19 protein-coding genes are annotated in these 23293 nt (G+C 71.3%); 10 read left to right on the top strand and 9 right to left on the bottom strand.

Going from position 1 to position 23293, the window contains the following annotated elements; genetic code table 11:
• The 4 genes from AB0H86_RS12565 to AB0H86_RS12550 form a co-directional block, all read right to left on the bottom strand.
• Positions 1 to 903 carry a carbohydrate ABC transporter permease gene (locus AB0H86_RS12565; RefSeq protein ID WP_362436351.1) on the bottom strand — a complete coding sequence of 301 codons (903 nt, stop codon included), beginning with the start codon at positions 901 to 903 and terminating at the stop codon, positions 1 to 3.
• On the bottom strand, positions 900 to 1811 hold the full coding sequence (locus tag AB0H86_RS12560; protein ID WP_362436349.1) for a sugar ABC transporter permease: 912 nt from the start codon (positions 1809 to 1811) through the stop codon (positions 900 to 902). The genes AB0H86_RS12565 and AB0H86_RS12560 overlap by 4 nt, the downstream gene beginning before the upstream one ends.
• A 124-nt stretch (positions 1812 to 1935) precedes the next feature.
• The gene (locus tag AB0H86_RS12555) at positions 1936 to 3261 is read right to left on the bottom strand and encodes an extracellular solute-binding protein (RefSeq protein ID WP_362436347.1); all 1326 of its coding nucleotides are present in this window, start codon (positions 3259 to 3261) and stop codon (positions 1936 to 1938) included.
• A gap of 274 nt (positions 3262 to 3535) precedes the next feature.
• Positions 3536 to 4669 (bottom strand): ROK family transcriptional regulator, encoded by a 1134-nt coding sequence (locus tag AB0H86_RS12550; RefSeq protein ID WP_362436345.1) that lies wholly within the window; start codon positions 4667 to 4669, stop codon positions 3536 to 3538.
• 317 nt (positions 4670 to 4986) lie between these two features.
• Here AB0H86_RS12550 and AB0H86_RS12545 point away from each other — a divergent pair, with 317 nt between their 5' ends.
• From AB0H86_RS12545 to AB0H86_RS12535, 3 genes are all read left to right on the top strand, one after another.
• Positions 4987 to 5895, top strand: a complete 909-nt coding sequence (locus tag AB0H86_RS12545) for a BadF/BadG/BcrA/BcrD ATPase family protein (RefSeq protein ID WP_362436343.1) — start codon at positions 4987 to 4989, stop codon at positions 5893 to 5895.
• 177 nt (positions 5896 to 6072) lie between these two features.
• Positions 6073 to 8001 (top strand): phosphatase PAP2 family protein, encoded by a 1929-nt coding sequence (locus AB0H86_RS12540; protein ID WP_362436341.1) that lies wholly within the window; start codon positions 6073 to 6075, stop codon positions 7999 to 8001.
• 92 nt (positions 8002 to 8093) lie between these two features.
• Positions 8094 to 9776 (top strand): phospholipid carrier-dependent glycosyltransferase, encoded by a 1683-nt coding sequence (locus AB0H86_RS12535; RefSeq protein WP_362436339.1) that lies wholly within the window; start codon positions 8094 to 8096, stop codon positions 9774 to 9776.
• 103 nt (positions 9777 to 9879) lie between these two features.
• On the opposite strand, the gene AB0H86_RS12530 is transcribed toward AB0H86_RS12535, so the two are convergent.
• On the bottom strand, positions 9880 to 10281 hold the full coding sequence (locus tag AB0H86_RS12530) for a DUF3662 domain-containing protein (protein ID WP_362436337.1): 402 nt from the start codon (positions 10279 to 10281) through the stop codon (positions 9880 to 9882).
• Positions 10282 to 10441: 160 nt separating this feature from the next.
• Between AB0H86_RS12530 and AB0H86_RS12525 the strand changes: the two genes are divergently transcribed.
• The 4 genes from AB0H86_RS12525 to AB0H86_RS12510 all read left to right on the top strand — a co-directional run bounded on the left by AB0H86_RS12525 (position 10442) and on the right by AB0H86_RS12510 (position 15298).
• On the top strand, positions 10442 to 11389 hold the full coding sequence (locus tag AB0H86_RS12525; RefSeq protein ID WP_362436335.1) for a MurR/RpiR family transcriptional regulator: 948 nt from the start codon (positions 10442 to 10444) through the stop codon (positions 11387 to 11389).
• A 317-nt stretch (positions 11390 to 11706) separates the two neighbouring features.
• A complete protein-coding gene (locus AB0H86_RS12520; RefSeq protein ID WP_362436333.1) occupies positions 11707 to 12099 on the top strand; it encodes a hypothetical protein in 393 nt (130 codons plus the stop codon).
• A gap of 74 nt (positions 12100 to 12173) precedes the next feature.
• A complete protein-coding gene (locus AB0H86_RS12515) occupies positions 12174 to 12740 on the top strand; it encodes an antibiotic biosynthesis monooxygenase (protein ID WP_362436331.1) in 567 nt (188 codons plus the stop codon).
• Positions 12741 to 12907: 167 nt separating this feature from the next.
• Positions 12908 to 15298 (top strand): SpoIIE family protein phosphatase, encoded by a 2391-nt coding sequence (locus tag AB0H86_RS12510; protein WP_362436329.1) that lies wholly within the window; start codon positions 12908 to 12910, stop codon positions 15296 to 15298.
• A gap of 264 nt (positions 15299 to 15562) precedes the next feature.
• Here AB0H86_RS12510 and AB0H86_RS12505 read toward each other — a convergent pair whose 3' ends face one another.
• A complete protein-coding gene (locus AB0H86_RS12505) occupies positions 15563 to 16054 on the bottom strand; it encodes a flavin reductase family protein (RefSeq protein WP_362436327.1) in 492 nt (163 codons plus the stop codon).
• Positions 16055 to 16255: 201 nt separating this feature from the next.
• Positions 16256 to 16939 (bottom strand): peptidoglycan-binding domain-containing protein, encoded by a 684-nt coding sequence (locus tag AB0H86_RS12500; RefSeq protein ID WP_362436325.1) that lies wholly within the window; start codon positions 16937 to 16939, stop codon positions 16256 to 16258.
• Between the two features lie 172 nt (positions 16940 to 17111).
• Between AB0H86_RS12500 and AB0H86_RS12495 the strand changes: the two genes are divergently transcribed.
• Both AB0H86_RS12495 and AB0H86_RS12490 read left to right on the top strand, forming a co-directional pair.
• Positions 17112 to 17846: a TetR family transcriptional regulator gene (locus tag AB0H86_RS12495; protein WP_362436323.1), complete on the top strand. Its 735-nt coding sequence runs from the start codon at positions 17112 to 17114 to the stop codon at positions 17844 to 17846.
• A 145-nt stretch (positions 17847 to 17991) separates the two neighbouring features.
• Positions 17992 to 18420, top strand: a complete 429-nt coding sequence (locus AB0H86_RS12490; protein ID WP_362436321.1) for a zinc ribbon domain-containing protein — start codon at positions 17992 to 17994, stop codon at positions 18418 to 18420.
• A gap of 78 nt (positions 18421 to 18498) precedes the next feature.
• Here the strand turns inward: AB0H86_RS12490 and AB0H86_RS12485 are convergent, their stop codons facing one another.
• The gene (locus AB0H86_RS12485) at positions 18499 to 19848 is read right to left on the bottom strand and encodes a Gfo/Idh/MocA family oxidoreductase (protein WP_362436319.1); all 1350 of its coding nucleotides are present in this window, start codon (positions 19846 to 19848) and stop codon (positions 18499 to 18501) included.
• A gap of 219 nt (positions 19849 to 20067) precedes the next feature.
• On the opposite strand from AB0H86_RS12485, the gene AB0H86_RS12480 reads away from it, so the two are divergent.
• Positions 20068 to 22860, top strand: a complete 2793-nt coding sequence (locus tag AB0H86_RS12480; protein ID WP_362436317.1) for a hypothetical protein — start codon at positions 20068 to 20070, stop codon at positions 22858 to 22860.
• A 43-nt stretch (positions 22861 to 22903) separates the two neighbouring features.
• Here AB0H86_RS12480 and AB0H86_RS12475 read toward each other — a convergent pair whose 3' ends face one another.
• Positions 22904 to 23290 carry a PPOX class F420-dependent oxidoreductase gene (locus AB0H86_RS12475; RefSeq protein ID WP_362436315.1) on the bottom strand — a complete coding sequence of 129 codons (387 nt, stop codon included), beginning with the start codon at positions 23288 to 23290 and terminating at the stop codon, positions 22904 to 22906.
• Positions 23291 to 23293: the final 3 nt, after the last annotated feature.

The following is a 23293-nucleotide window of genomic DNA, read 5'->3' as shown; positions in this document are numbered from 1 at the left end:
TCAGTCCTTCAGTCCGGCGTTGATGTCGGCGCTCATGACGTAGCGCTGGAAGACCATGAAGATGAGGATCAGAGGGATCATGGAGATGACCGATGCGCCGAGCAGTACCGACCAGTTGATGTTCTGCGCGCCGACGATGCTCTGGATGCCGATCTGCACGGTGAACTTGTCGGGGTCGTTGAGCATCAGAAGCGGCCAGATGTAGTCGTTCCACCGCCACTGGAAGGACAGGATGGCGAGTGTCAGCATGATGGGCCGGGACAGCGGCACCATGATCCGCAGGAAGATCGACAGTTCGCGGGCGCCGTCGATGCGTGCGGCTTCCACGAGTTCGTCGGGAACCGTCAGGAAGAACTGGCGGAACATGAAGCATCCGGTCGCGGTGAGTACGGCCGGGAGGATGATGCCGGCGAACGAGTTGTAGAGGCCGAGGTTGCGGACCACCAGGAACTCCGGGGCGAGCATGACCTCGGACGGCAGCATCGTGGTGGCCAGGATGCAGATGAAGAACACCTTGAGCCACTTGTTGTCGTACTTGGCCAGCGCGTACCCGGTGCAGCAGCTGACTCCCACCGTGAGGATCGTCGTGATCACGCACACGATGGTCGTGTTGATGAAGTACTGGGAGAAGTTGGCACTGCGCCACGCGGTCAGGTAACCCGACAGGGTGGGGTTGTGCGGAACCAGCGTCAGCGGATAGGAGAACAGGTCGCTGGCCGGTTTGAGGGAGCTGAGGATGAACCACAGCACCGGCAGTCCGTAAAGGCACGCCAGGATCCACAGCAGTGTCGTCGCGGGCACCGCCCGCCGGAGCCCACCGCTGCCCGCCCGGCGGGGCCGCTTTTTGGAGACGGCCCGTCCGGGATCGGCATCGACCGGGCGGGGCATGTCTGTGGTTGTCATCGGTTCTCCACCCGCCGGTTGACGATCAGCTGGATGATCGCGACGGCCATCAGGATGAGCATGAGCACGAATGACGCGGCGCTCGCGTAGCCGATCTGGCCCCGTTTGAAGCCGGTCTCATAGATGTACTGGACAAGCAGGTTGTTCGACGTGCCGGGTCCGCCGTTGTTGAGGGCGACGAACACCGGGTATTCCTTCATCGCGTTGATCGTGTTGAGCAGGATGACGATGAACGAGGTGGGCGCGATGCTCGGCAGCGTGATGCTGATGAACTGGCGCCACGGACCGGCGCCGTCGAGCGAGGCCGCCTCGTAGTACGACACCGGTACGTTCTTGATCGCCGCGATGAACAGCAGCATCGAGAAACCCGTCCAGGCCCAGGATGCCGCCATCACCACCACGATCAACGACAGGTCCGCGTTCGACTGCCACGGAACGGCACTTCCGCCGAGCTTCTCGATGACGTAGTTGACCAGTCCGAAGTTCTCACCGAACAGCCACCGCCACAGGACACCCACGACGATGGGCGACAGAAGCCACGGGATGAAGAAGACGACGCGGGCGACCGACGCGCCCTTGGCGTGCTTGCTCACCAGCAGGTTGGCGGTGAGCAGCGAGACCGCGAAGTTCAGCGGTACGAAGAGCACGGCGTACAGCAGCGTCCGGGTCAGCGCGTCGTAGAAGGTGGAGTCCCCGAACAGGTTGTGGTAGTTGTCCAGTCCGATGAACTGGAACACCCCTACACCCGTGTAGTTCGTGAAGGAGTAGACGAGCCCGATCACCGCCGGCCAGACGAAGAACAGCGCGAAGAGCACCACATTGGCCGCGATGAGGACGAGCGGCGCGAGGGTGTAGGTGCTGCGTCTCCTGGGCGGCCTCACGGACACGTCCGAGGCGCGTTTTGTCATCTTCCTGACTCCGTGCTGGTGGGAGGGGTTCCGGTGGGCTCACGCCATGAGCCCGGCATCACGTGGTCGGCCGAGGCCGGGCGGCGGTGTCTTGATCCCGCCGCCCGGGCCTGCCGGCCTACGCTCAGCCGCCGACCTGCTGGTTGTAGCCGGCCACGATGTTCTGCAGGGCCTTGTCGGCCGACTGCTGACCGTTGATCGCCTTGCCGAGCTCCGTCTTGGTCGGGTCCTCGGTGAGGCTCTTGCCCTTCAGCACCCAGTTCGTCTGCGCGCCGTTGAAGTAGCCGGAGATCGGGGCGTAGAGCGGGATCGACTCGTTGTAGAGCTTGAACGCCGCCTGCGCCGCCTCGGACTTGAAGGGGTACTTCGGGTTCAGACCGCTCTCGACCGGCAGGAACCCGGACGCCTCACACAGCGCCTGGTAGTGGGCCGGCTCGTACAGCCAGGACAGGAACTTCGTCGCGGCCTTGGCCGCGTCGCCGTTGTTGTTGAAGCCCACCGTCATGCCGCCGCTGTTGACATCGCTGGCCTGCACCGGCTGCGCCGGAGTCGGGACGCTCGCCCAGTCGAACTTCTTGATGCTCTCCGCGAAGGCGGGAACCTGCCACACGCCGGACCAGTAGGCGACCACGTCACCGCTCTGGAACATGGCCGACGGGTCGGCGCCGCTGGTCCACACCGACTTCGGCATGGTCTTGTCGTCGTTCAGTCCGACGAAGTAGTTCACGGCCTTCTTGGTCGCCGCGTCCACCGAGAACTTGCCGGAGGAGTCCGCGTGGACGTACTTCCCGCCCATCTCGTACACCATGGCGCGGAGCCGGGACGGCGACTGGTCGAACGTGAGGGAGTACTTGGCGCCGGTCTTCTCGCGGACCTTGTTCGCCGCCTTGATGAAGTCGGTCCAGGTCCAGGTCTTCTGGGGCGAGGCCGGGACGGAGACGCCGGCCTTCTTGAAGAGCGACTCGTTGATGAACAGGCCGGACGCGGTGACGTCCGAGGGGATGGACAGCACCTTCCCGGACGAGTCCTTGGCGAGGAAGTTGGCGTTGATCTTGTTGCTCTTGTTGTTGGCGATGGAGCTGAGGTCGATCAGCTTGCTCGACCAGATCGGGTCCAGCGCCGGCACGGCCGCCACGTCGGGCAGAGAGTTCGCCTGCGCGGCGTTGTGCAGCTTCGTCGCGTAGCCGTCGTAGGGGAGGTTGACGAGCTTGACGTTGACGCCGGTTTCCTTCTTGTATTGCGCCACCATCTTCTTCCAGCCCGCGTCCTGCCCCGGAACCGTGGAGATCCAGAACGTCAGCGCCTTGGAGTTCCCGCCCGAGCCGGATCCCGACCCCCCGCAGGCGGAGAGCAGCAGGGCACCTGCCGTGGCCACGGCAGCAAGGGGAACCAGGCGGCGTATGCCGCCGCGGCCGAGTCGGCGGGAGCGCCGCACACCTACAGTGGTCATCTTCGATCCTTTTTCGTCGCAGGGGACGGAGCACGGCGCCGACCGAAGCGGCACGGGTGCATGGTGCAGGAATTTTCGCTTTCCGGGGGCACGGCCTCGCCCGGCCGCGTCGCCTTGACGGGTGGGGTCCCCGGCCCTCACGGCCGTGGCCTCGCGAGCACGCCCTCGCGTGGCTGCCGTACCTCACGTACGGTCGGGACGCTCACCCCAAGCCGGTGTCCCGACCGACTTAGAAAGCGCTTGTCCGGACATTGGCAGACCAAGTCGGAGGCCGTCAATCCTTAGTCCGCGCGGCTTCGGTCACGGTTTGGACTCCCCGGGCGACCGCGAGCCGGGCGGCACCCACGACCGTGCCCAGGTCCCCCACGGTGCTGCTGACCACCTCGGTGGGCCAGCTCAGCCGTGCCAGTTCGGCCCGCACCCCGGGCAGGAGCTGCGGGTCGGCGCCGGTGCTGCCGCCCAGAACGACCAGTCCCGGGTCGAGCACGGCGGTCACGGCGGCGGCGAGGCGGCCCACGTCCACGGCATGCCGGCCGACGACGGCGCGGGCGGCGGCCCGGCCCTCCCCGGCGAGGGCGAAGAGACGTTCGGCGGTACGGGGGCACGGGCCGTCGGAGTCCTGCCAGACCTCGGCCGCCCGCCGCAGCAGCGAGCGTGCGCCGATGTACTCCTCCAGCGCCTCCTGCCGCGGCTCGCGACCGTCGTCCCACGGGTACGGCAGTCGGGCCAGCTCGCCGGCCGCGCCGTTGGCTCCGCGCAGCACCAGGCCGCCGACCACGATGCCGAGGCCGACACCGACGCCGATCCGCAGGTAGCCGAAGGTGTGACGGCCGCGGGCGGCGCCTTCGTACAGCTCCGCGAGCGCCGCGCAGTTGACGTTGTTCTCGAGGTGGATGGGCACGCCCGGCGGCAGCGCGACGGCCATGGCGTCGAACACGGGGCCCGCCTTGGCGGTCGCGGGACGCATGCCGGTCCCCGGCTGCTGCGGCGTGGTGACATCACCGACGGCGACGACGATGGTGCGCAGCGGGGCACCCTCGGGCAGCGCGTCGAGGGCCTGTCGCACCACGTCGGCGGCGTCCTCCCGGGAGCCGGTGACCTGGGCGAGCAGGGTGCCGTCCAGGGCGCAGCCGCGTACCCGCGTGAACGCGGGGCCGAGGTCGACGGCGAGTACGGTCCCGGCGGCCGGGCCGAGACGGTAGACGGCGGCGGAACGGCCCGTGCCGCTGGAGGCGGTGCCGGAATGGGCGGCGAGCCGGGCGCTCTCCAGCTCCGCGACGGCGGAGGACACCGTCGGTTTGGACAGTCCCGCCAGGGTCGCGAGCTGCGGCCGGGTCGCGGTGCCCGCCCCGGCCAGCACGGCGAACACCGCGCTCGCGCTCTCGGTCAGGCGAGAGGCTCTCGCCACGTCGTGTTCCACAGTTCTCCCGCACGGGTCATGGGCCGCGCTCCCGGAGCGATCGTCCCCGGGACGCGGCGATGGGATGCCCTGGCGTCGCGGTTCCCGCCCCGCGGCGACCCGGTGGGAACGCTGCGGTGGTCGAGTGCGTGACGCCTCTTGACACGCACTGTACTTCGTTAGTTAACTTCCTAACGAACGTCACGGTACTCGCCTGCCGTGCCCGTCAGAAGCCCGTCCCGGGGCTTCCCTAGTTCATCAACTCCCCTTGCCCCAGGCACGGTTCGCCTACCGTCGCAGCCAAGCGCAACGACGAAAGAGGACCCGTGCCGGACGCTCCCCCCTCATGCCCTCTCGTGGTCGGAATCGACGTGGGCGGCACCAAGACGCATCTCCGCGCCTTCGCGGGGGACGACCTGGTCGCCGACCACGTCCGCCCGAGCAGCGGCTGGCGGCCGCACGACCCCGTGGCCGCGGCTGGCTGGGTCGCGGCACTGGTCGCCTCCGCACTGCCGACGGGCGCACGCCCGTCCGCCGTCGCCGTGGGTGGCCACGCCTGCGAGACGCCCCGGCAGTGCCACCAGATACGCACCGCGCTGCATCTGCACTTCGACGCGCCCGCGCTCGTCATGGGCGACGCCGAACTTCTCGTACCCGCCGCCGGTCTCGATCAGGGTGTCGGCCTGGTCGCCGGTACCGGTTCCGTCGCGGTCGGCCGCCTCGCCGACAACGGCCCCGTCCAGGTCGGCGGCTGGGGCGCGGTACTCGGGGACGAGGGCGGCTCGGCGGGTCTCGTCCGTGAGGCCGTACGGTCCGTCTGGGCGGCCCACGACCGCGGCGAGACCCCCGACGAACTCGCCAAGGGCCTGGTCGCCGCGTTCGGCGTCGACGAGGTACCGGCACTCGGCGCGGCCCTGGAGCGGGCCACCGACGTCTCCGCCGAGTGGGGCCGGCACGCACCCGTGGTGTTCACCGCCGCCGAGGCCGGCTCACCCCTCGCCGCTGCGGTGATCGCCGACGGCGGCCGCTCGCTGGCCGCGCTCGTGAGACGGCTCGCCGACCGCGGGGTCACGGTCGAGGACGTCGTGGTCGCCGGCAGCACCGTGCTCGCCCAACCCGCCCTGTACGAAGCCTTCGTGACATCCCTGGCCACGAGCGTGCCCGGGGCCCGCCCGAGGCCCCTGGACGCACCGCCGGTCGACGGCGCGGTCGCGATGGCCCGTTCACTCGTATGACATGTGGCGGACGCCGGTTCCTCCCTGGTCCGACACAACTCGCCCGTAGATCTTCGCTCGTAGAACTCGGGAAAGCGCGTTCGACGCGTACGTCACGTGCCGCACCATGAGTCACGATCGATCGCTCCACCTCCTTCCCGCGGCCTTACGGCCGAACAACTCGAGAGAGGCAGACGTATGCCGTCATCAGCCGGGCACCCCTCCCCCTCGTCGGTCCGTGAACGCGCCGTGAACCGCAGGGGGTTCCTCAGGACCTCCCTGGGTGCCTCGGCCGGTGTGCTGGCCGCGCCCACCCTCGTGACCTGGCTGGCCGCCACGGACGCGAAGGCCGCCGCCGGTGCCGCCGCGTTCGTGGACGACTACAAGACCAACGTCATCGCGAACCTGACGCCCGAGACCAACGCCGTGGTCCGCGTCCTCGGCGGCATGGCCGACGTATGGAAGACCGGCGGCGCCTGGAACACCGGCACGCCGCTGATACCCGAGGTGCTGCGCGCCAACATGCGCTACTGCGCCCGGCTCACCTCGGCACGCACCGAGGCGCAGGCGAAGGAGGCCTTCCTCTACGACCGCCAGCACCAGAGCTACGCGATGATCGCGGGCCTCGGTCCGCTGGCCGACCTGTACAGGACAGGCGCCAAGGCGGTCACGTCGATCACCGGCGCGCCCGACGGCACACCGCCCACCAAGATCGACGACGCGGTACCGGCCGACGCCCCGGCCGGCTCCGCGCTCGGCGCGGGCGCGCACGACTCGGCGCTCGGCAAGGTCGCCGAACTGGTCGACACGGTGCGTGGCCCGTTCGCCTCCGGCAACCCCGGCAAGTACGCCTTCCAGTACCCGCGTCCGTGGCGCATGAACGAGGACAGCGAGGTCGTCGACACCGGGAGGACCGACGCGCTCGGCTTCCCCGTCTACGACTCCGAGGTGATCGTGGCGACACAGCTGCTGCGTCAGCGCAACACCTCTCCGGTGGACGACGGCGGCTTCCCCAGCGGCCACACCAACGCCTTCCACCTGGCGGCACTGGCCTACGCGTACGCGGTGCCGGAGCGCTTCCAGGAACTGGTGACGCGCGCCTTCGAGCTGAGCCACACCCGGATCATGTCGGGCATGCACTCGACGGTCGACGTCCTCGGCGGCCGGATCATGGCCACCGCCCTGGCCGCCGCCACCCTGGCCGACCCGGCGAACGCGGACCTCAAGGCCGCGGCACGCGCCCAGGCCCTGGCGTACTTCCGGCAGGAGACCGGCACGACGGCGGACACGCTGTACGCGTACGCCCACTCCGACGGCTCCGACGCGTACGCGGACCGGGCCGCCAACGCCCGTGCCGTCAAGCCCCGATTGACGTACGTGCTCACGCGGCACGGCCAGGACAAGCCGCTTGCCGTACCGAAGGGCGCGGAGGCGCTGCTGGAGACGCGACTGCCGTACCTGACCGCGGCCCAGCGGCGTGAGGTCCTGCGGACGACCGCGCTGCCCTCCGGGTACGTCCTGCTGGACGGCTTCGAGCAGTGGGGCCGGCTGAATCTGTTCGCGGCGTCCGACGGTTACGGCGCCTTCGACTCCGACGTGAGCGTCACGCTCGACGCGGCGGCCGACGGCTTCGAGGCGGCGGACAGCTGGCGCAACGACATCGGCGGGCCGGGCGGTCTGACCAAGCGCGGCACCGGCACGCTGACCCTGACGGGGCACAACCGGTACACGGGCGGCACCGTGCTGGCTGACGGTGTCCTCGTCGCGGGGTCGGCGCACGCGCTGGGCCACGGTGACGTGGGGGTGCAGGGCGGCACTCTCGAACTCGGCAAGTCGCTGCGGGTTCACGGCACCTACACCCAGGATTCCGGCACGCTGGAGGTGACCCTGCGCTCGGGCCAGGAGCCGGTCCTGGAGGTGACGCGCCGGGCGGTGCTGGGCCGGGGCAGCACGCTGTCCCTGCGGCTGGACGCCGACCGGCCGCCGACCGCCGGCCGCACGGTCCGCGTGCTCGGGGCCCCGGTGCTGCGCGGGCAGTTCGACCGCGTCGAGCTGAACTCCGACCGCCTGCGGGCCGTACCCGTCTACACGGCGGAAGGTCTGTCGGTACGACTCCTGAAGCGGTAACGCCCCGGGTGGCGGGAGCTGGTGCAGAGTAGGCGCATGACACGCCGCTCGATCGCTCCCGCCACCGCCCGCCCGGTGTCACCGCGGGGCGGATGATGGCGCGCGTGACGCACACGGTCCTGGACCCGAAGGCAGCTGTCGAGGCGCCCGGCGAACGTCCGCCGGGACGGCCCGGCAGGCGATGGCTGGTGCCGTTGCTGGTGGTGCTGCTGCTCGGCCAGATGGCCGCCGCGATGGTGACGACGGCCGTGCAGCAGACGCCGACCATCGACGAACCGGTGTACGTCGGCACGGCCGCCGAGTACCTGCACGACCACCGCGTGCGCCACAACCCGGAGCATCCGCCGCTCGGCAAACTGGTCATCGCCACCGGAGTGGCGCTCGCCGACCCGCACGTCGATCCGTCCTTCACCGGGGGCCAGAGCCTCCTCGGGCAGCATCTGTTGTACGAGTCCGGCAACGACCCGTGGCGGCTGATGCTGTGGGCCCGCCTCCCGGTCATCGCGCTGACCCTGCTGTTCGGCCTCGTCGTCTTCGCCTTCGCCCGCGAACTCGCCGGGCCGGTGGCCGGGTTGGTCGCGCTCGCCCTCTACGCCTTCTCCCCGGACATCGTCGCGCACGGCTCGCTGGCCACGCTGGACGTCCCGGCGGCCGGCTTCCTGCTGACCTCGGTGTGGCTGCTGTGGCGGGCACGTCGGCGTCCGCGGCTGTTCCTGCCGCTCGCCGGGGTGGCGCTCGGCGCGGCCCTGGCCACGAAGATGAGCACGCTGGCGGCGATTCCGGTGCTGCTGGTCCTGGCCGGGGTGTCGGTCTGGTCCGCTCCGGCCGCCCGGCTGTCGGGCCGTCGCCGGGCGCTGCTGAGGGCGGCCGTGGGCGCCGCCGTGGTGGCCCTGGTCGCGGTGGCCGTCGTCTGGGCGGCGTACCTGGCCGTCGATCCGCGGCTGCGCTGGTCGCCCGTGCAGTACGTGCCCGTGGTGCACGGGAAGCGCGGGCTGCTGGTCCAGCTGATGCCGTTCCCGGAGGCGTACCGGGACGGGATGCGCATCCAGTTCGGTCTGGAGAACCACCCGTGGGAGGGCTTCCTCTTCGGCAAGGTGTACACCGGTTCCCTCTGGTACTACCTGCCGGTCGCGCTGCTGGTGAAGACCCCGCTCGGGATGCTGGCCCTGTGGGCCGCGGGCGCCGTCGTGGTGTGCGTGGTACCCCGGCTGCGGCCCACGGCGCCGTATCTGCTCGTGCCCTCCGCCGTGCTGCTGGCCGTGGCCATGGAGGGGGCCCGCGACTTCGGCACCCGCTACGCCGTCCTCCTGCCGATGTTCCTGGCGGTGGCCGCGAGCTGTGTCGTCGCCGTGCGGTGGCGGTGGGCGCCCCTCGTCACGGGGGCGCTGGTGCTGTTCGTCGCGGTGAGCTCGCTGCGGGCGTACCCCTACTATCTGCCGTACTCCAACGAGGCGTTCGGCGGTCCGGCCGAGACCCGGCTGCACCTGCACGACTCCAACGTCGACTGGGGTCAGGACCTGGGCCGGCTCGCCGACCGGCTGCGTGAGCGGTACCGGGGCGAGCGGATCTGGCTCGTGTACAAGGGCAGTGGTGTGCCGTCGTACTACGGCATCGACGCGGCCGATCCGCGTGAGGTGCCCGTGCGGGCGGTGCGCGGACTGCTGGTCGTGTCCGACTCCTCGGCCGCCAAGGCGACCGGACGGCTGGCCGAGTTGATCGACGGCAGTCGTCCCATCGACGAGGTCGGTCACTCGATCACGATCTACCGGCGGTGATCCGCTCCCAGGGCCTGTCGTTCGGATCGGGCCGCGGGAAAGCAACGGTGTCTCCTGGCCGACCTGAGGGCCGGCGTCCGCGGCGTGATCCGAACGACAGGCCTCAGTGCGTCACGTGCTCGAATCCCTCGGCGCTCACGTGGGTCATCACCCGGCTGGCCACGTGGTAGCGGCCGTTGGGCACGGCCGAGGACCTCGTGATGTGCACGGTGAGGGGGCCGGCCCACTCGTATCCCTTGTGCTCCGCGTGCCGCATCAGGGTGTCGGTGAGCTCCTGGCCGACGCTGCTGTCCCGGCGGGTGAGCTCGTCGTGCACGCCGTCGGCGAGTACGACGTCGTAGGCGTTGGGGACCACCACCCGGGACTCGCTGCACACGACCACGTTGCTGTCGCACTCGTGCCGCAACGCGTCGAGGAGTTCGACGGGGTCCTTGTCGACGACCCGCGCCCACATCGCCTCCCACCGGCTCTCCAGGGCATGTTCCAGCACGCTGATCACGCTCATTTTTTTCCTCCTTGAGGTCGCCCGGCGCGGCTCCTTGTGTCGACCGGAACCGCCGTGCGGGTTCCCGGTCGGCGCGCGCGTATCCGCCCCTGTTCGCCGGCGGCCGGATGACGCCGCACAAGCCCTGGTCACCGGGGTGGGTGGGCTATGTTGAACTTCCGTGGGAGAAAAAGGAGGCGCACCGGTGCCATCGCCGCAGCAGGCACGCGCACAGGCATCCTCGATCACCTCGGGAAAGACCGCACCGGAGGCGGAGGCCTCCCCGACGTCCCAGCTCAGGACGCTTTTCGACCGGCCCCGGCTGTCCCCGGGACAGCGGCGCATCGCCCAGTACCTGATCGAGCACATCACCGAGGCGGCCTTCCTGTCGATCACCGATCTCGCGGAGCGCGTCGGCGTCAGCCAGCCCTCGGTGACGCGGTTCGCCGCGGCGGTCGGCTTCAGCGGATACCCCTCGCTGCGGGAGAAACTCCAGGCGATCGCGCTCGGCGCCCTCGCCGGCGGCCCCGCGGCGGCGGAGGAGAACGGGAGCAACGAACTCCAGGCGGCCATCGACGCCGAGATCGAGAACCTGGAGAACCTGCGGCGGGACTTCGTCGATCCCGACCAGGTGATCGGCGTGGGCCGCGAGTTGTCCCGCTCGACCCCGCTGACCGTGCTGGGCCTGCGCATCTCGGCGTCCCTCGCCGAGTACTTCGCGTACGCGGCGCGCCGCGTCCATCCCGACGTACGGCTGGTGACGCGGGGCGGCAGCGTCGCCTACGACGCGCTGCTCCAGTCGCGGGAGGCCGGCGGCACCTGGGTCCTGGCGTTCTCCATGCCCCGGCACGCCCAGGAGACCCTGACCTCCGTACGCGTCGCGCGCAGCGCCGGGTTGAAGGTCGCGCTGATCACCGACCTGGCACTCGGGACGGTGGCCGACGAGGCGGACGCCGTGTTCGCCGTCGGCACCGGCTCCCGCCTGGTCTTCGACTCCTACGCCGCCCCGGGTGTGATGGCCGCGGCCCTGCTCCAGGCGATGACCGACGCCGACCCGGAGCGCACGCAGGCACGGCTGGAGGAGTACGAGCAGATCTCCGACCAGCACCAGTTCTTCCTCCGCGAGTAGCCCCGCTTCCACCACATCAGGACACCGCAGGACACAGCGGAACCCTTCGTGACATATCACTCATGAATGTTTTCATGCGTCTTGCAAAGCAGACCGCATATATAAATACTGCTCACGGATCGCACCCCGGGCCGTACCGGGACACGTTCCACACCGACGGACACCCGAAGCCGCCGTCTCCTACCCGCGTCGGCGCCCAGGGTGTCCGGGCCGGGCATCGCCTGCGCGAGCGCCCGTTCGCGGCCCCGGCCATCCCCTAGGCCGGGGCCGCCCACTGAGTCGGACCACCCCACACGACGCCGCACACCGGGAAAGCGATGACCATGCCCCTGACGAGCACGCGGACGACCACACGTATCGACCGGGACTGGCCGTGCCAGGTCAAGGCCCCCGGCAGTTACGACTGGGAGCGCTCGGCGGCCAAGTGGCTGCGCGAACTGGTGCCGGCGCGCTACGCCAGCTACCCGGCGCTGATCCGGCACCCGGTGCTGCTCGCCCGGCACGCGCAGATCCAGGTCCAGCACGAGATCCGCGTCGCCCGCACCGCCCTGCAGACCGCCCGGGCCGATCTGCCCTCGCTGGGCCTGCCGGAGTCGGTCATCGAGCACACGATCAAGCTCTACGCGGCGGAGGTCCTGCAGCTTCAGCACATCGCCCGCAGCGTCCGCGCGGTCACCCAGGCGCTGGTCGACCACACGCCCGGTCGCTGACGGCCGGGGCCCGGGACGCCCGGCTTGCGCCCGCGGCGGCATGACTGACGGCTCATGTGGCACCCGTCGTGAACATGAGCACCACCCAAGTACGGCGGAGCGAGCCGATCACCACAGTTCTCACCTGGCAGGTACGCCCGGGCCACCAGCGCGAGTTCGAGGAGTGGACACACGGGATCGCCGACTGTGCCAGACGGTTCCCGGGCAACGAGGGCGTCTCGTGGCTGCGCCCCGAGGACGGTCACCGCTATCACACGGTGCTGCGCTGGTCCGATCCCGGCCGGCTCACCGCCTGGCTGGAGTCGGACGAGCGCGCCGGCTGGCACGAGCGGATCGAGGGCATCGCCACGGAGATCGGCAGCGAGCGCCAGTCGACGACCGGTATGGAGGCCTGGTTCAGTCTGCCCGGCACGACCGTGCAGGCCCCGCCCCGGTGGAAGATGGTGCTCACCACTTTCCTCGGCGCCTATCCGTTCACGGTGCTGATCCAGTGGCTGGTGACTCCCTCCACCACCAGCTGGCCGCTGCCGCTGCGCGCCGCCGTGTTCCCACTGGTGCTGCTGCCCCTGCTGACCTACCTGGTGATGCCGTCGCTCAGCCGCCTGCTGCGGCTGTGGCTGTTCCCACCACCGGGCCGTTGATGTCGTATACGGTCGTACGCGGGCAGGTCGGCGGGCCCGGCGCCGCGGCCTGACCGGAACGTGCGATCTGTGGGCACAAGACCGCGATCGAAGCCGTGCTCATGTGCAATGCTCGACCTGTGACGAGCGACCCCGCCGGCCCAGCCGAGCCCGGTACCGTGCCCGAGATGGTTGCACTGGCCAAGGTTGTTGCCCGGCAGCGGGCCGAGATGGACCGGCTGCGGGACCAGGCAGTCACGTCCGCCGTCCTGGAACGGGCCAAGGGCGCGCTGATGGCGCTGAGCAGGTGCAACCCGGACGAGGCCGTCGAGGAGCTGCTGCGGCGGGCCAAAGCCGCGGACCGCACGCTGGCGGAGGAGTGCTGGATCACCCTGGGCGGCCTGGTGCCCCCGTTGCGTGGCCCTGTGCACGAGTCCCGGTCCGCCCTCGCCGTGTCCGGCGTCCGGGCCGCCCACCACAGGGCCGACGCGGACGCCGACGCCGACGCCGACGGCACGAACGACGGCACGAACGACGCCGATGGCGCGGACGAACGCTTCGCCACCCTCAGCCGCCTAGGTGAGGCCCTGGTCGGCGTGCGCACCCCGCAGGAACTCGCCCGGTGCCTGCTGGAACACCTCGCGCCGGACGCCGACGTCGACGGGGTCATGCTCTACCAGCGACTGGCCACCGGAGGCCTCGAACTCATCGGGTACGCCGGCATCGACGACACCCTCGCCGCCCAGTGGTGCCACGTGCCGCCACTGACCGGGGTGGCCGCGCTCGACGCGCTGCGGGCACGGGAGCCGCAGTGGCTGGAGGACATCGAGGCGGACCGGGAGCGGTATCTGCTCATCGGGGATCCACCCGAGCGCTGGCGCTCCCGGGCCTGGCTGCCCCTGCCGGCCGGGGACACGGCCGACGTCTGTATCGGCGTCCTGCGCACGCGCGACGGCTCCTTCACGCCGCCGGTCCGAGAGCTCCTGCGGGCGGTGCCAAAACTGTGCGCCGGACGGCTGCGCGCGTTCGGCACCCGGCAGGTACAGGCCGCCGACGCGACCGGCTCCGCACAGGCGGTGTTCGGTTCGCTACCGGGCGCCGCGGTCCTGGTGAGCCCGATGCGGGCAGCGTCCTCGGCGATCGAGGACTACCGCATCGACGCGGCGACGGCGGAGGCGGTCGACATCGTCGGCCGCACCGGGGACGATCTGGTCGGCCGCAGGATCCTGGAGTGCTTCCCGAGCATGGCGGGCGAGGAGCTGTGGCAGGGCTGCTTGCGCACCCTCGCCACCGGGGAGCCGTTCGAGAGCGAACCGTTCGCCCACCAGGAGGTCATGTCCGGGATCACGGAGCTCGCCATGTACGCGGTACGGGCGGCCCGGCTGGGCGACGGACTGGTGGTCACCTGGATCCGGCGCGAGTCCTCGGACCGGCAGGAGCAGCGGCTGGCGGACGTGCAGCGGCTGGGCAATCTGGGCTGGGCGAACTGGAACCTGGTCACGCACGAGGGCAACTGGTCGTCCCAGGTCTTCGCGATCTTCGACCGGGCCCCCGGTCAGGGGACGATCCCCCTCGCCGAGCTGTCGGCCCACGCACTGCCCCAGGACGCGCCGTCCCTGGCCCGCGCCATCCGGGAGCTCGTACACGCGGGACGCCCGTTCGACGTGCCGTTCCGGATCCGGGCGGGCGGCGGGGTCCGGCATCTGCGGGTCGTCGCCGAGGCGCTGACGGACGTCGACGGCACGCCCGTCGAGGTGCACGGCTTCATCCAGAACGTCACCGCGCAGCGCAGCGTGGAACTCGCCCTCGTGGAGAGCGAGCAGGAGGTCCTCACCCAGCACGGTGTGCTGCGCGCCGAGCGCACCCTGGCAGCCCGGCTCCAGCACGCGCTGCTGCCGCTGCCCACCGAGCCCGTGCGGCTTGCCGGGCTTCGGGTCGAGGTCGTCTATCTGCCCGCCCAGACGGGGCTGCACGTCGGCGGCGACTGGTTCAGCACCATCGAACTGCCCGACGGCGACGCCCTGTTCGTGCTCGGCGATGTCGCCGGTCACGGCATAGGCGCCGTCGCCACGATGGCCCAGCTCCGCTTCACCGCCAAGGGCATGGTCATCACCGGATCGTCACTGACCGGCGCGCTGGCCCGGCTCAACACCCTGCTGCTGCACTCCCGTGACTCCCACGGCACCGCGACCATGGTCCTGGCCCGCTACAACCCGGCCGAACGCCGTCTGGTGTGGGCGCAGGCGGGCCATCCGCCGCCGCTGCTGCTGCGCGACGGGGAGGTGCGCTACCTGGACCGCCCGCGCGGCATGCTGCTCGGTGCGAGCTCCTCGCCGGTCTACGCGGAGACGGAGTGCCTGCTGGAGCCGGGCGACCGGCTCATCCTGTACACCGACGGTCTGGTGGAGCGGCCCGCGGAGAGCATCGACCTCGGCCTGGAGCGGCTGGCGGAGGCTGCCGCCGCCCACCACACCGACGGCCCGGGCTACCTGGCACCGCTGCTCGCCGCCCTGATCCGGGACGACCCGCGGGACGACGTCTGCGTCGTCGACATCCGGGTGCCGACCGAGCCGGAGTGACGGGCGGCACCGCTCCGGCCGTGCCCGCCGCGGTTCAGTCGTCTCCACGGTGCCGCCAGTACCAGAACACGCCCACGACGAGGGCCAGCAGGAATACGGCGGGCAGCACCAAGCCCGGGATACGGGAGCCGCTCATCGGCGTGGCCTTCGTTCAGGACGTACAGGACCCCTGGAAGGGGGGTGCCCATGCTGGCGTCCGCCGATCCGTCGTCGCCGTCATTTTCCCCAGGCGTTGCCCGGTGTTCGAGTACGGCCGCCGGAACGTCAGTCGGCCGGGTGACCGGGCGGGATCGTGTACGCCTCGTCGAGTCGCAGCAGCGGTCCGTCGTCCGCGCCCTCCCGCTCGCCGGACGCCACCGGGTCGAGGACGAAGCCGACGTGGTCGCCCGCGTCGGCGCTCAGCATGACCGTGCCGACGTACCAGGCCGCCGCGTCCTGAAGGACGATCGCTCCTTCCGGCCCCTCCTGCCAGCGGACGTGCTCGAACTTGTCCGTACGGTCGCCGGTGCGGGAGCCGAACAGCTCGGCCAGTTCCCGTTGTTCGCGGGTGAGCAGATGCACGCAGAGGTGTCGGGCCGAGCGGGCCACCCGGTAGGTGTGGTTCATCCTGGACAGCCACACCACGAAGCGCGCCGGGTCGATGGAGCACTGGGAGGAGAAGCCCACCAGGCATCCGGCCCGCTCTCCGTCCGCGGTCGCGGTCACCACACACATCTCCGGGTTCAGCCGGTCGATGAACGCGTCCATGCCCGCCATACCCGCTCCGCCTTCGTTCGTCCCGTCACGCGCGGCCGATGTCGTGGCCTCGGCCCGTCACGGCACGGGTACCACGGCATCGGGAGTCACATGCCGGGTCGGAGCGATCTCTTGGCGTCCGCAGTCTCCTCCTCCATCTCAACGCCTTCCGCTCCGCCTTCTCTTCTGCCGTCTCATTCGTTGTCCGTCATCCGTTGTCCGTCATCCGCCGGCCGTACGGGACTCCAGGTCGCGTCGGGTGTCGTCGCCGTAGACGCCGGTCTCGTCGCCGCGGATGCCGTACCAGAGCTGGAAGCGGGCGACCGCCTCGGTCAGGGTGGCGTCGTAGCGGCCGCTGGTGGAGCCGTCCGCGTAGACGTCCGGGATGCGCAGCAGGCGCTCCTGGAGGTCGGTGACCTCGGGGCCGTCGGCTCCTTCACGGAGGGTTCCGGCGCCGTCGGGATCGGCCGCGCCGCCCGAGGTGGTCGGCGTGGGCGCTGCCGACGTCGGGGCGGCTGGTGAGGGGGCCGGCGCCGCGGTCGCGTCGCTGCGGCCGGGCAGCAGGAACGCGCAGCCGAAGCCGACCACCGCGGCGGCGGCGACGGCACCGACGACGGCCGTACGGCGCAGGTGCCGCGGCCGGTCGCGGGGAGCGTCATGGGGGGCCGGGCGGCGGTCGGGGCCGACGGGTGGGAGTTCCTGCGTCTCCTCCTCGACGTGCGGCGACGCCTTGGGCACGGCCACCGCCTCGTAGGTGCCGTGCTGCTCCGGGTCGTAGATGCCGTTCTGCTCCCTGTACTCCCTGATCAGTTCGGCGAGGGCGTCGGTGCGGCGCGGGCGCAGCACTCGGATCGGCTCCAGCGGCGGCTTGTCCTGAGGCGGGCCCTGGTCGGGCGGTGTCGGCATGCTGCTCTCCTTCCGTCCCTGCGCAGGGACCTGCGGCATCCCCCGGCAAGGGATACGTGGCCATCGGGTGAGGAGTTCAGCGTCCGCCACCTCGGTCGACACAGAGCACTCAGTTCCCTCAACTCCCTGCACTGAGTGCCATCCGACCCGGCCAGGTGTTACGTTCCCGTACATGAGCTCCAGCAGCGCGGCGGCCCGCCGCGGCGAGAAGGCGGAGGCGGCGGCCGCGAAGCCGCCCATGCGGGACGCGCTCGTCGGTGCGGCCTTCCGGCTGTTCCTGGAGCGGGGGTACGAGCAGACCACCGTCGACGACATCGTGGCGCTCGCCGGGGTCGGCCGCCGGTCCTTCTTCCGCTACTTCCCCTCCAAGGAGGACGTGGTCTTCCCCGACCACGAGCGCTGCCTGACCGACATGACGGACTTCCTGGCCTCCGGCGACGACACGGAGGAACCCGTGGGGCGGGTCTGCGACGCGGCCCGGCTGGTGCTGCGGATGTACGCCGAGAACCCGACCTTCTCCGTCCAGCGCTACCGGCTCACCAAGAAGGTGCCGGGCCTGCGCGCGTACGAGCTGTCCGTGGTGTGGCGCTACGAGCGGGCCCTCGCCGAGTACCTGCGGGCGCGGTTCGCGGGCCGGCGTGACGGGATCCTGCGGGCCGACGTGATCGCCGCGGCCGTGGTCGCGGCCCACAACAACGCACTGCGGTCCTGGCTGCGTTCGGACGGGCGGAGCGACGCGGGCGCCACGGTGGACCACGCCCTCGGGTACGTGCGGTCGACCTTCGGCGCGACTCCGGTGACGCTCGTCGCCGAGCAGCCCGAGGACGTGGTGGTCGTCGTCTCCCGGCGCGGGGCTCCGCTGTGGCGGGTGGTCCAGGAGATCGAGACCACGCTGGGGCGCGGCTGACCGATCTCGGGGTACGGAGTGCCTTTACGAGTGACACTCAGTGCCATACGCTGAGGGCGTGCACGGTGGCACGGTAAGCCGGGCACGTGCGTGCACGGTGATCCGCGCACGAGGGATTCCGGCCGAGCGCAAGGAGTTGACCAGCGTGTACCACCCTTCAGGAAGCGTTGCTCGTCAGACAGCCGGTTCCACGGCGGGCCTCCTGGATCCCAGGATCCCGGCCCCCCGGAGCGCCGACAGCGAGGCCATCCTCTTCCAGCGCTGCACCTGGTGCGCCACCGCCATGTACCACCGGCTGCTGTGTCCGGTCTGCCAGGGCAGCGACCTGCGCACGGAGCGCGGCGAGGGCACGGGGACGGTCCGCCATGCCACCGTGGTGCACCGCAACACCCCCGCCGCACGCAACGTGTCGCTGATCGAGATGGCCGAGGGCTTCGTCGTACGCGGCCGGGTCATGGGCCCGCTCATCGGCATCCACAGCGGTGACCGGGTGCGACTGTCCACCGCGAAGGACCCGGTGCGGGGCGAGCCGGTCTTCCAACTGCTCGACGAGCCCTACCGCGCCTGGATCTGACGGACCGTCCCCCGGCCTGGCCGGCCCGGGAGCCTCCCTCGCGCAGACCCCGCGCATCCCGCGTGCAGACCCCTCCCGCTACCCCCGCCACACCCCCGGCACCAGGTCGCGCACCCGTACCGGCAGCCCCGACTCGAAGCACTGGTTGGCCGCGAGACCGACGGCCAGCGCGAGCGCGCCGTCCCGTTCGGTGGCCGTCGGGTGGGTTCCCGCCCCGGTGTCCGCCGGCTGCCCCGGGTCCACCGGCCCGAAGAGGGCGTCCAGCATGCGCGGGTCGCCGCCCCCGTGGGCCTCGTGGGCGGTGACGAGCGGGACGTCGACCGGTGGCCGCCACAGCGGACGAAGGGTGAGACGGGCCCCGCCCGCGTTTTCGGCGGCCGTGTCTCCGTGCACGGCGCCGCTGCCCGAGGTGATCCGGCTCCGGGGCGGCTGCCAGCGGCTCTCCTCCACCTCCAGCTCCAGCCGGCCCGCACTGCCGTTGAACATCACCCGGTAGCCCTCCCAAGGGGAGTAGGCGGTGAGGTGGTACGTCATGGTCGCGCCCCCGGCGTAGCGGACGAGGACGGCCATGTCGTCCTCGATGGTCACGGGGCCGTCGAAGACGTTGCGGTCGCGGACGTACCCGTTGTCGGGTTCGGCGTCGAGGTAGAGGGCGCGCAGGGTGTCGTCCGCCGTGAGGTCCAGCGCGAAGGGGTCGTCGGCGGCCGGCGCGGCGCCATGGGCGCGGTCGTAGTCACGGCGCAGTCCGTGGCGTCGGCCCGCCTCAGGGCCGTAGAAGCCGAGTCGCCCGTAGCCGAAGACCTCCTGCGGCTCGTCGGCGAGCCACCAGTTGACCAGGTCGAAGTGGTGGCCGGACTTGTGCACCATGAGGCCGCCGCTGCGGTGCTTGTCCCGGTGCCAGCGGCGGAAGTAGTCGGCGCCGTGCCGTACGTCGAGCAGCCACTCGAAGTGCACGGACAGGACCTCGCCGATCGCGCCGTCGGCGAGCAGGGCGCGGACCTTCTCGTGGGCGGGGTTGAAGCGGTAGTTGAAGGCGACGGTCAGGGAGTTTCCGGTGTCCCGGACCGTGTCGAGGATGCGGGCACAGCGGTCCGCGTCGACGGTCATCGGTTTCTCGGTGACCACCCGGCAGCCGGCGTTCAGGGCCGGGACGATGAAGCGGTCGTGCTCGGCGTCGACGGTGGTGACGACGACCTCGTCGATGTCCTCCTCGGCCAGCATGTCACCGAAGCGGTCGGGCTCCCACGGCGTGGCGGCGGGTTCGCCGGCCGCGGCCAACAGCCCGTTGTGGAAGGCCATCCGGGTGGGACTGGGATCGCAGAGGGCGGCGACGCGGTGGCCGGGGCGTTCGGCGAGGGCCCGGGTGAACATCTGGGCGCGGTGGCCGGTGCCGACGACGGCGGCGCGGTGACGGGTGGTTCGGCTCATGGAAAGCGCTTCCCCCAGGGTGGGTCCGACTAGTCCTCGACACCCCCGCCGACTCGATCGCGTCGTCGGCCGCCGACAACTTCGGCGCCACAGACAACCCACAGCAACCCTGCGCCGTCCTCTGTGACGCGAGCGGCCTCCGTGACGAACGGGGCGCCGGCGCCTGCGAGTTGTGCATGGCGAATTGCGCTGTGAGTTGTGAGTTGCGAGGAGGGGACATTGATCCGTGCCCGGCGAATATGTGTGACCGCCGTGGCGGTACTGGCGGCCCTTGCGGGGTCGCCCGGACTGGCACAGGCTCAACAGCCGCCCGGAGCGGTGCCGTCGAGTGCCGCGACCGCCGACGGCGGGCTTCCGCCGGGTTGGCGGATCAGCGGGGAGGGCGCCGCGCGTGAGCTGGTCTGGCGTGCGCCGAAGCCCGTGCCCATGGGAGACGCGCGCGTCGAGTTCCATACCGGCGACCGACTGCTCGGCCTGCCGACGGCGGGGAAGGACGGGCGGACCTTCCGGCTGGACCTCGACGAGGCCCGGTCGGCTGACCTGACGGACCTGCAAGTGCTGGCTGGTGGACGCCGGTTGGACGCGTCCACCGATACGAACGGCAAGCTCCGCGAGCGGGACTCCCGGGCTGCCGCCCAGCCGCCCGCCCCGCTCCCGGCGGGCGCCGTCGACCCCGGGAAGCCGGGCTCGTACCGCACGGTCAGTGGGGAGTACGAGCTCGACGCCGTACGGCTGCCCGGCCTTCCCGCGCCGGTCGAGATGCGCGCCGAGGTGGTCGCTCCCAAGGGGGCCACCGGCAGCCGCCCGCTCGCGCTCTTCCTGCACGGCCGCCACCCCACCTGCTACAAGCCGGGGGGCACCGAGGACGACGTGAACATCGACTGGCCCTGCCCGGCCGGTACGACGGAGATCCCCAGCCACAAGGGCTATCTGCGCGACCAGAAGCTGCTGGCCTCCCAGGGCTATGTCACGGTGTCGATCTCGGCCAACGGCATCAACGGCCAGGACGGGGACCTCGAGGACGCCGGCGCCCGGGCGCGCTCCTCGCTGGTGCGGCGGCATCTGGGTCGCTGGGCCGACTGGACCGCCCACCCGGCCACGGCACCGGCCGTCGTACGCGCAGCGCCGAAGGCCGACCTGTCCCGCGTGCTGCTCGTCGGGCACTCGCGCGGCGGCGAGGGCGTGAACCGGGCCGCCCTGGACAGCCTCTACCCGCCGCCCGCCGACCAGGACGGCTACCGCGGCCGGGTGCGCTGGCACGTGCGCGGAACCGTGCTCATCGGACCGACGATCTTCGGCCAGAACCCGGTCGCGGACGTGCCGTCGATGACGATCCTGCCCGGCTGCGACGGTGACGTCTCCGACCTCCAGGGCGAGGTCTTCGTCGACGGGACCCGCGGGGTGAGCCGGGGCACCGCCCTGCACAGCGCCGTGTACATGATCGGCGCCAACCACAACTACTTCAACAGCGAGTGGACCCCGGGACAGTCCGTGGCACCCTCCTGGGACGACTTCTGGGAGGACGAGGAGCAGCCCCGGGACCCGGTGTGCTCGACGGGCACCCGGACCCGGCTGACCGCCGACCAGCAGCACAGGGCCGGCGCCACCTACATCGCCGCCGCGGCCCGGCTGTTCGTCGCCGGGGACGACAAGGTGCGCCCGCTGCTCGACGGCTCGGGCCGCCGCGCCCCCTCGGCCGACCCCGCCCGCGTCCTGACGCACGCCGTCGGCGCCGAGCGCGGCGCCGGGTTCCTGCCCGACGGACCGGTCACCGTGACCGGCGGCCGGCTCTGCTCGGCGGTGGACCCCGATCCGGCGGTCGCCTGCCTCGACCCCGAGAGCCCCGCGGCCTCCCCGCACTTCGCGCGATGGGACACGGACCGTGAGACCGCGCGCCGTGCCGTGGCGCTTCGGTGGTCGTCGCCCGGTTCGGTGACGCGGGTGCGTCCCGCCGCGCCGCTGTCGCTCACCGGTGCCAAGGACCTGGCCCTGCGGGTGATCGTGCCGCCGAACACCACCGGGACACAGCTCGACGTGGCCCTCACCGACTCCTCCGGCCGACGGGCCGTCCTCGGACGGGTCCGGGTCGACGGACTCCCGGGCAGCGACCGTACGACCTCCTACTGGGCGCGCGAGGTGCGCGTACCCCTCAAGGCCGCCGCACGGGCGGGGCTCGACCTCAAGCACGTCAAGTCCCTTGAGCTGACGCCGCGTTCGGGCTCCGGGCAGGCCTGGCTGATGGACGCGTGGGGTTGGCGGCCCGGCACGCCCGCGGTCCGGGAGGCCGCGCTGCCGCGCGTCGACATCGGCCGCGCCTCGGTGCTGGAGGGCGACTCCGGCGTCCGTACCTACCGCGTTCCGGTGCGAGTGGCCGGACAGGGCAGCGGTCAGGTGCGCGTGTACGTCATCGACCCGGTCACCGGCAAGGCCGAGGACCGGCTCGTGACGGTGCGGCCCGGTGGCCGTGACATCGACGTACCGGTGCGGGTGGAGGGCAACACCCGCTACTCGTACGAGCGGCAGTACGACGTCGCGGTGAAGGCGGTCCGCAACGCGGTCGTCGGCTCGCCCCACGGCGGGGTCACCGTGCGGAACGACGACCCGATGCCGACGGTGAGCGTGACGCCGCTCGCGGACCGGGTGACCGAGGGCCAGCCCCTGAGGTGGCGGCTGTCCCTGTCCGAGGCCGCGGACGTGGAGATATGGCCCTTCTTCATGGCGACCCCGGTCACCGGGGGCCCGGAGCTGTCCACCAAGGACGTCGACCCGCAGTGGCTGACGGACACCTTCGGCATCGACCCGGACCCGGAACGCCCGCTGTCCCAGGCGGACGGCCTGTATCTGCAGGCGGGAGTGCCGGCCGGTGAGACCAGCACGGAGGTGACCGTGCCCACCGTGAAGGACACGGTGACCGAACCGGCCGAGTCCGTGCTCTTCCGGATCGGCGACGACTCGGGGCAACCCCAGGAGGGCGGACCGGAGCTGACCGGCACGGTGCTGGACGCCCCGTAGTCCGACGACCGCGTGGGGCGGGCCGGCCGGCTCGCCCCACGTGTCACGGCGCCAGGGTCACCCGGACGCCGACGGTCCCGTCCACACCTCGACGCAGCCTGCTGCCGAGCAGGGTGAGGCGGCCGAGGATCCCGTACTTGCGGGCGAGGAGCTTGCGGTAGCGGGCGACGGTCGCCGCGTCGGTGATCTCGGCGGTGGCGGGGATCTGGTCGCCGGTCGGGTTGCCGCGGGCGTCGCAGGGGCCGACGAGAACATCGCCGCGCGCCCTGATCCGCTTCACCTTCCACGAGTCGGCCAACGTCCACACACCGAGCGTGCCTCCGTCGCGCACCACCCACACCGGGGTGGCGACCGAGGCTCCGTTCCTCCGGTAGCTGGTGAGCAGCAGGTACTTGCCCGCGCCCAGGCGTTCGAGCGCTGTGTCGTCCATGGC

Origin of the sequence: Streptomyces sp. NPDC050997 (genome assembly GCF_040660135.1) — a bacterium.
In the GTDB taxonomy this organism is placed as follows: Bacteria; Actinomycetota; Actinomycetes; order Streptomycetales; family Streptomycetaceae; genus Streptomyces.
The sequence above is the reverse complement of the archived record's forward strand: the minus strand, read 5'-3'. Positions and strand labels throughout refer to the sequence as shown.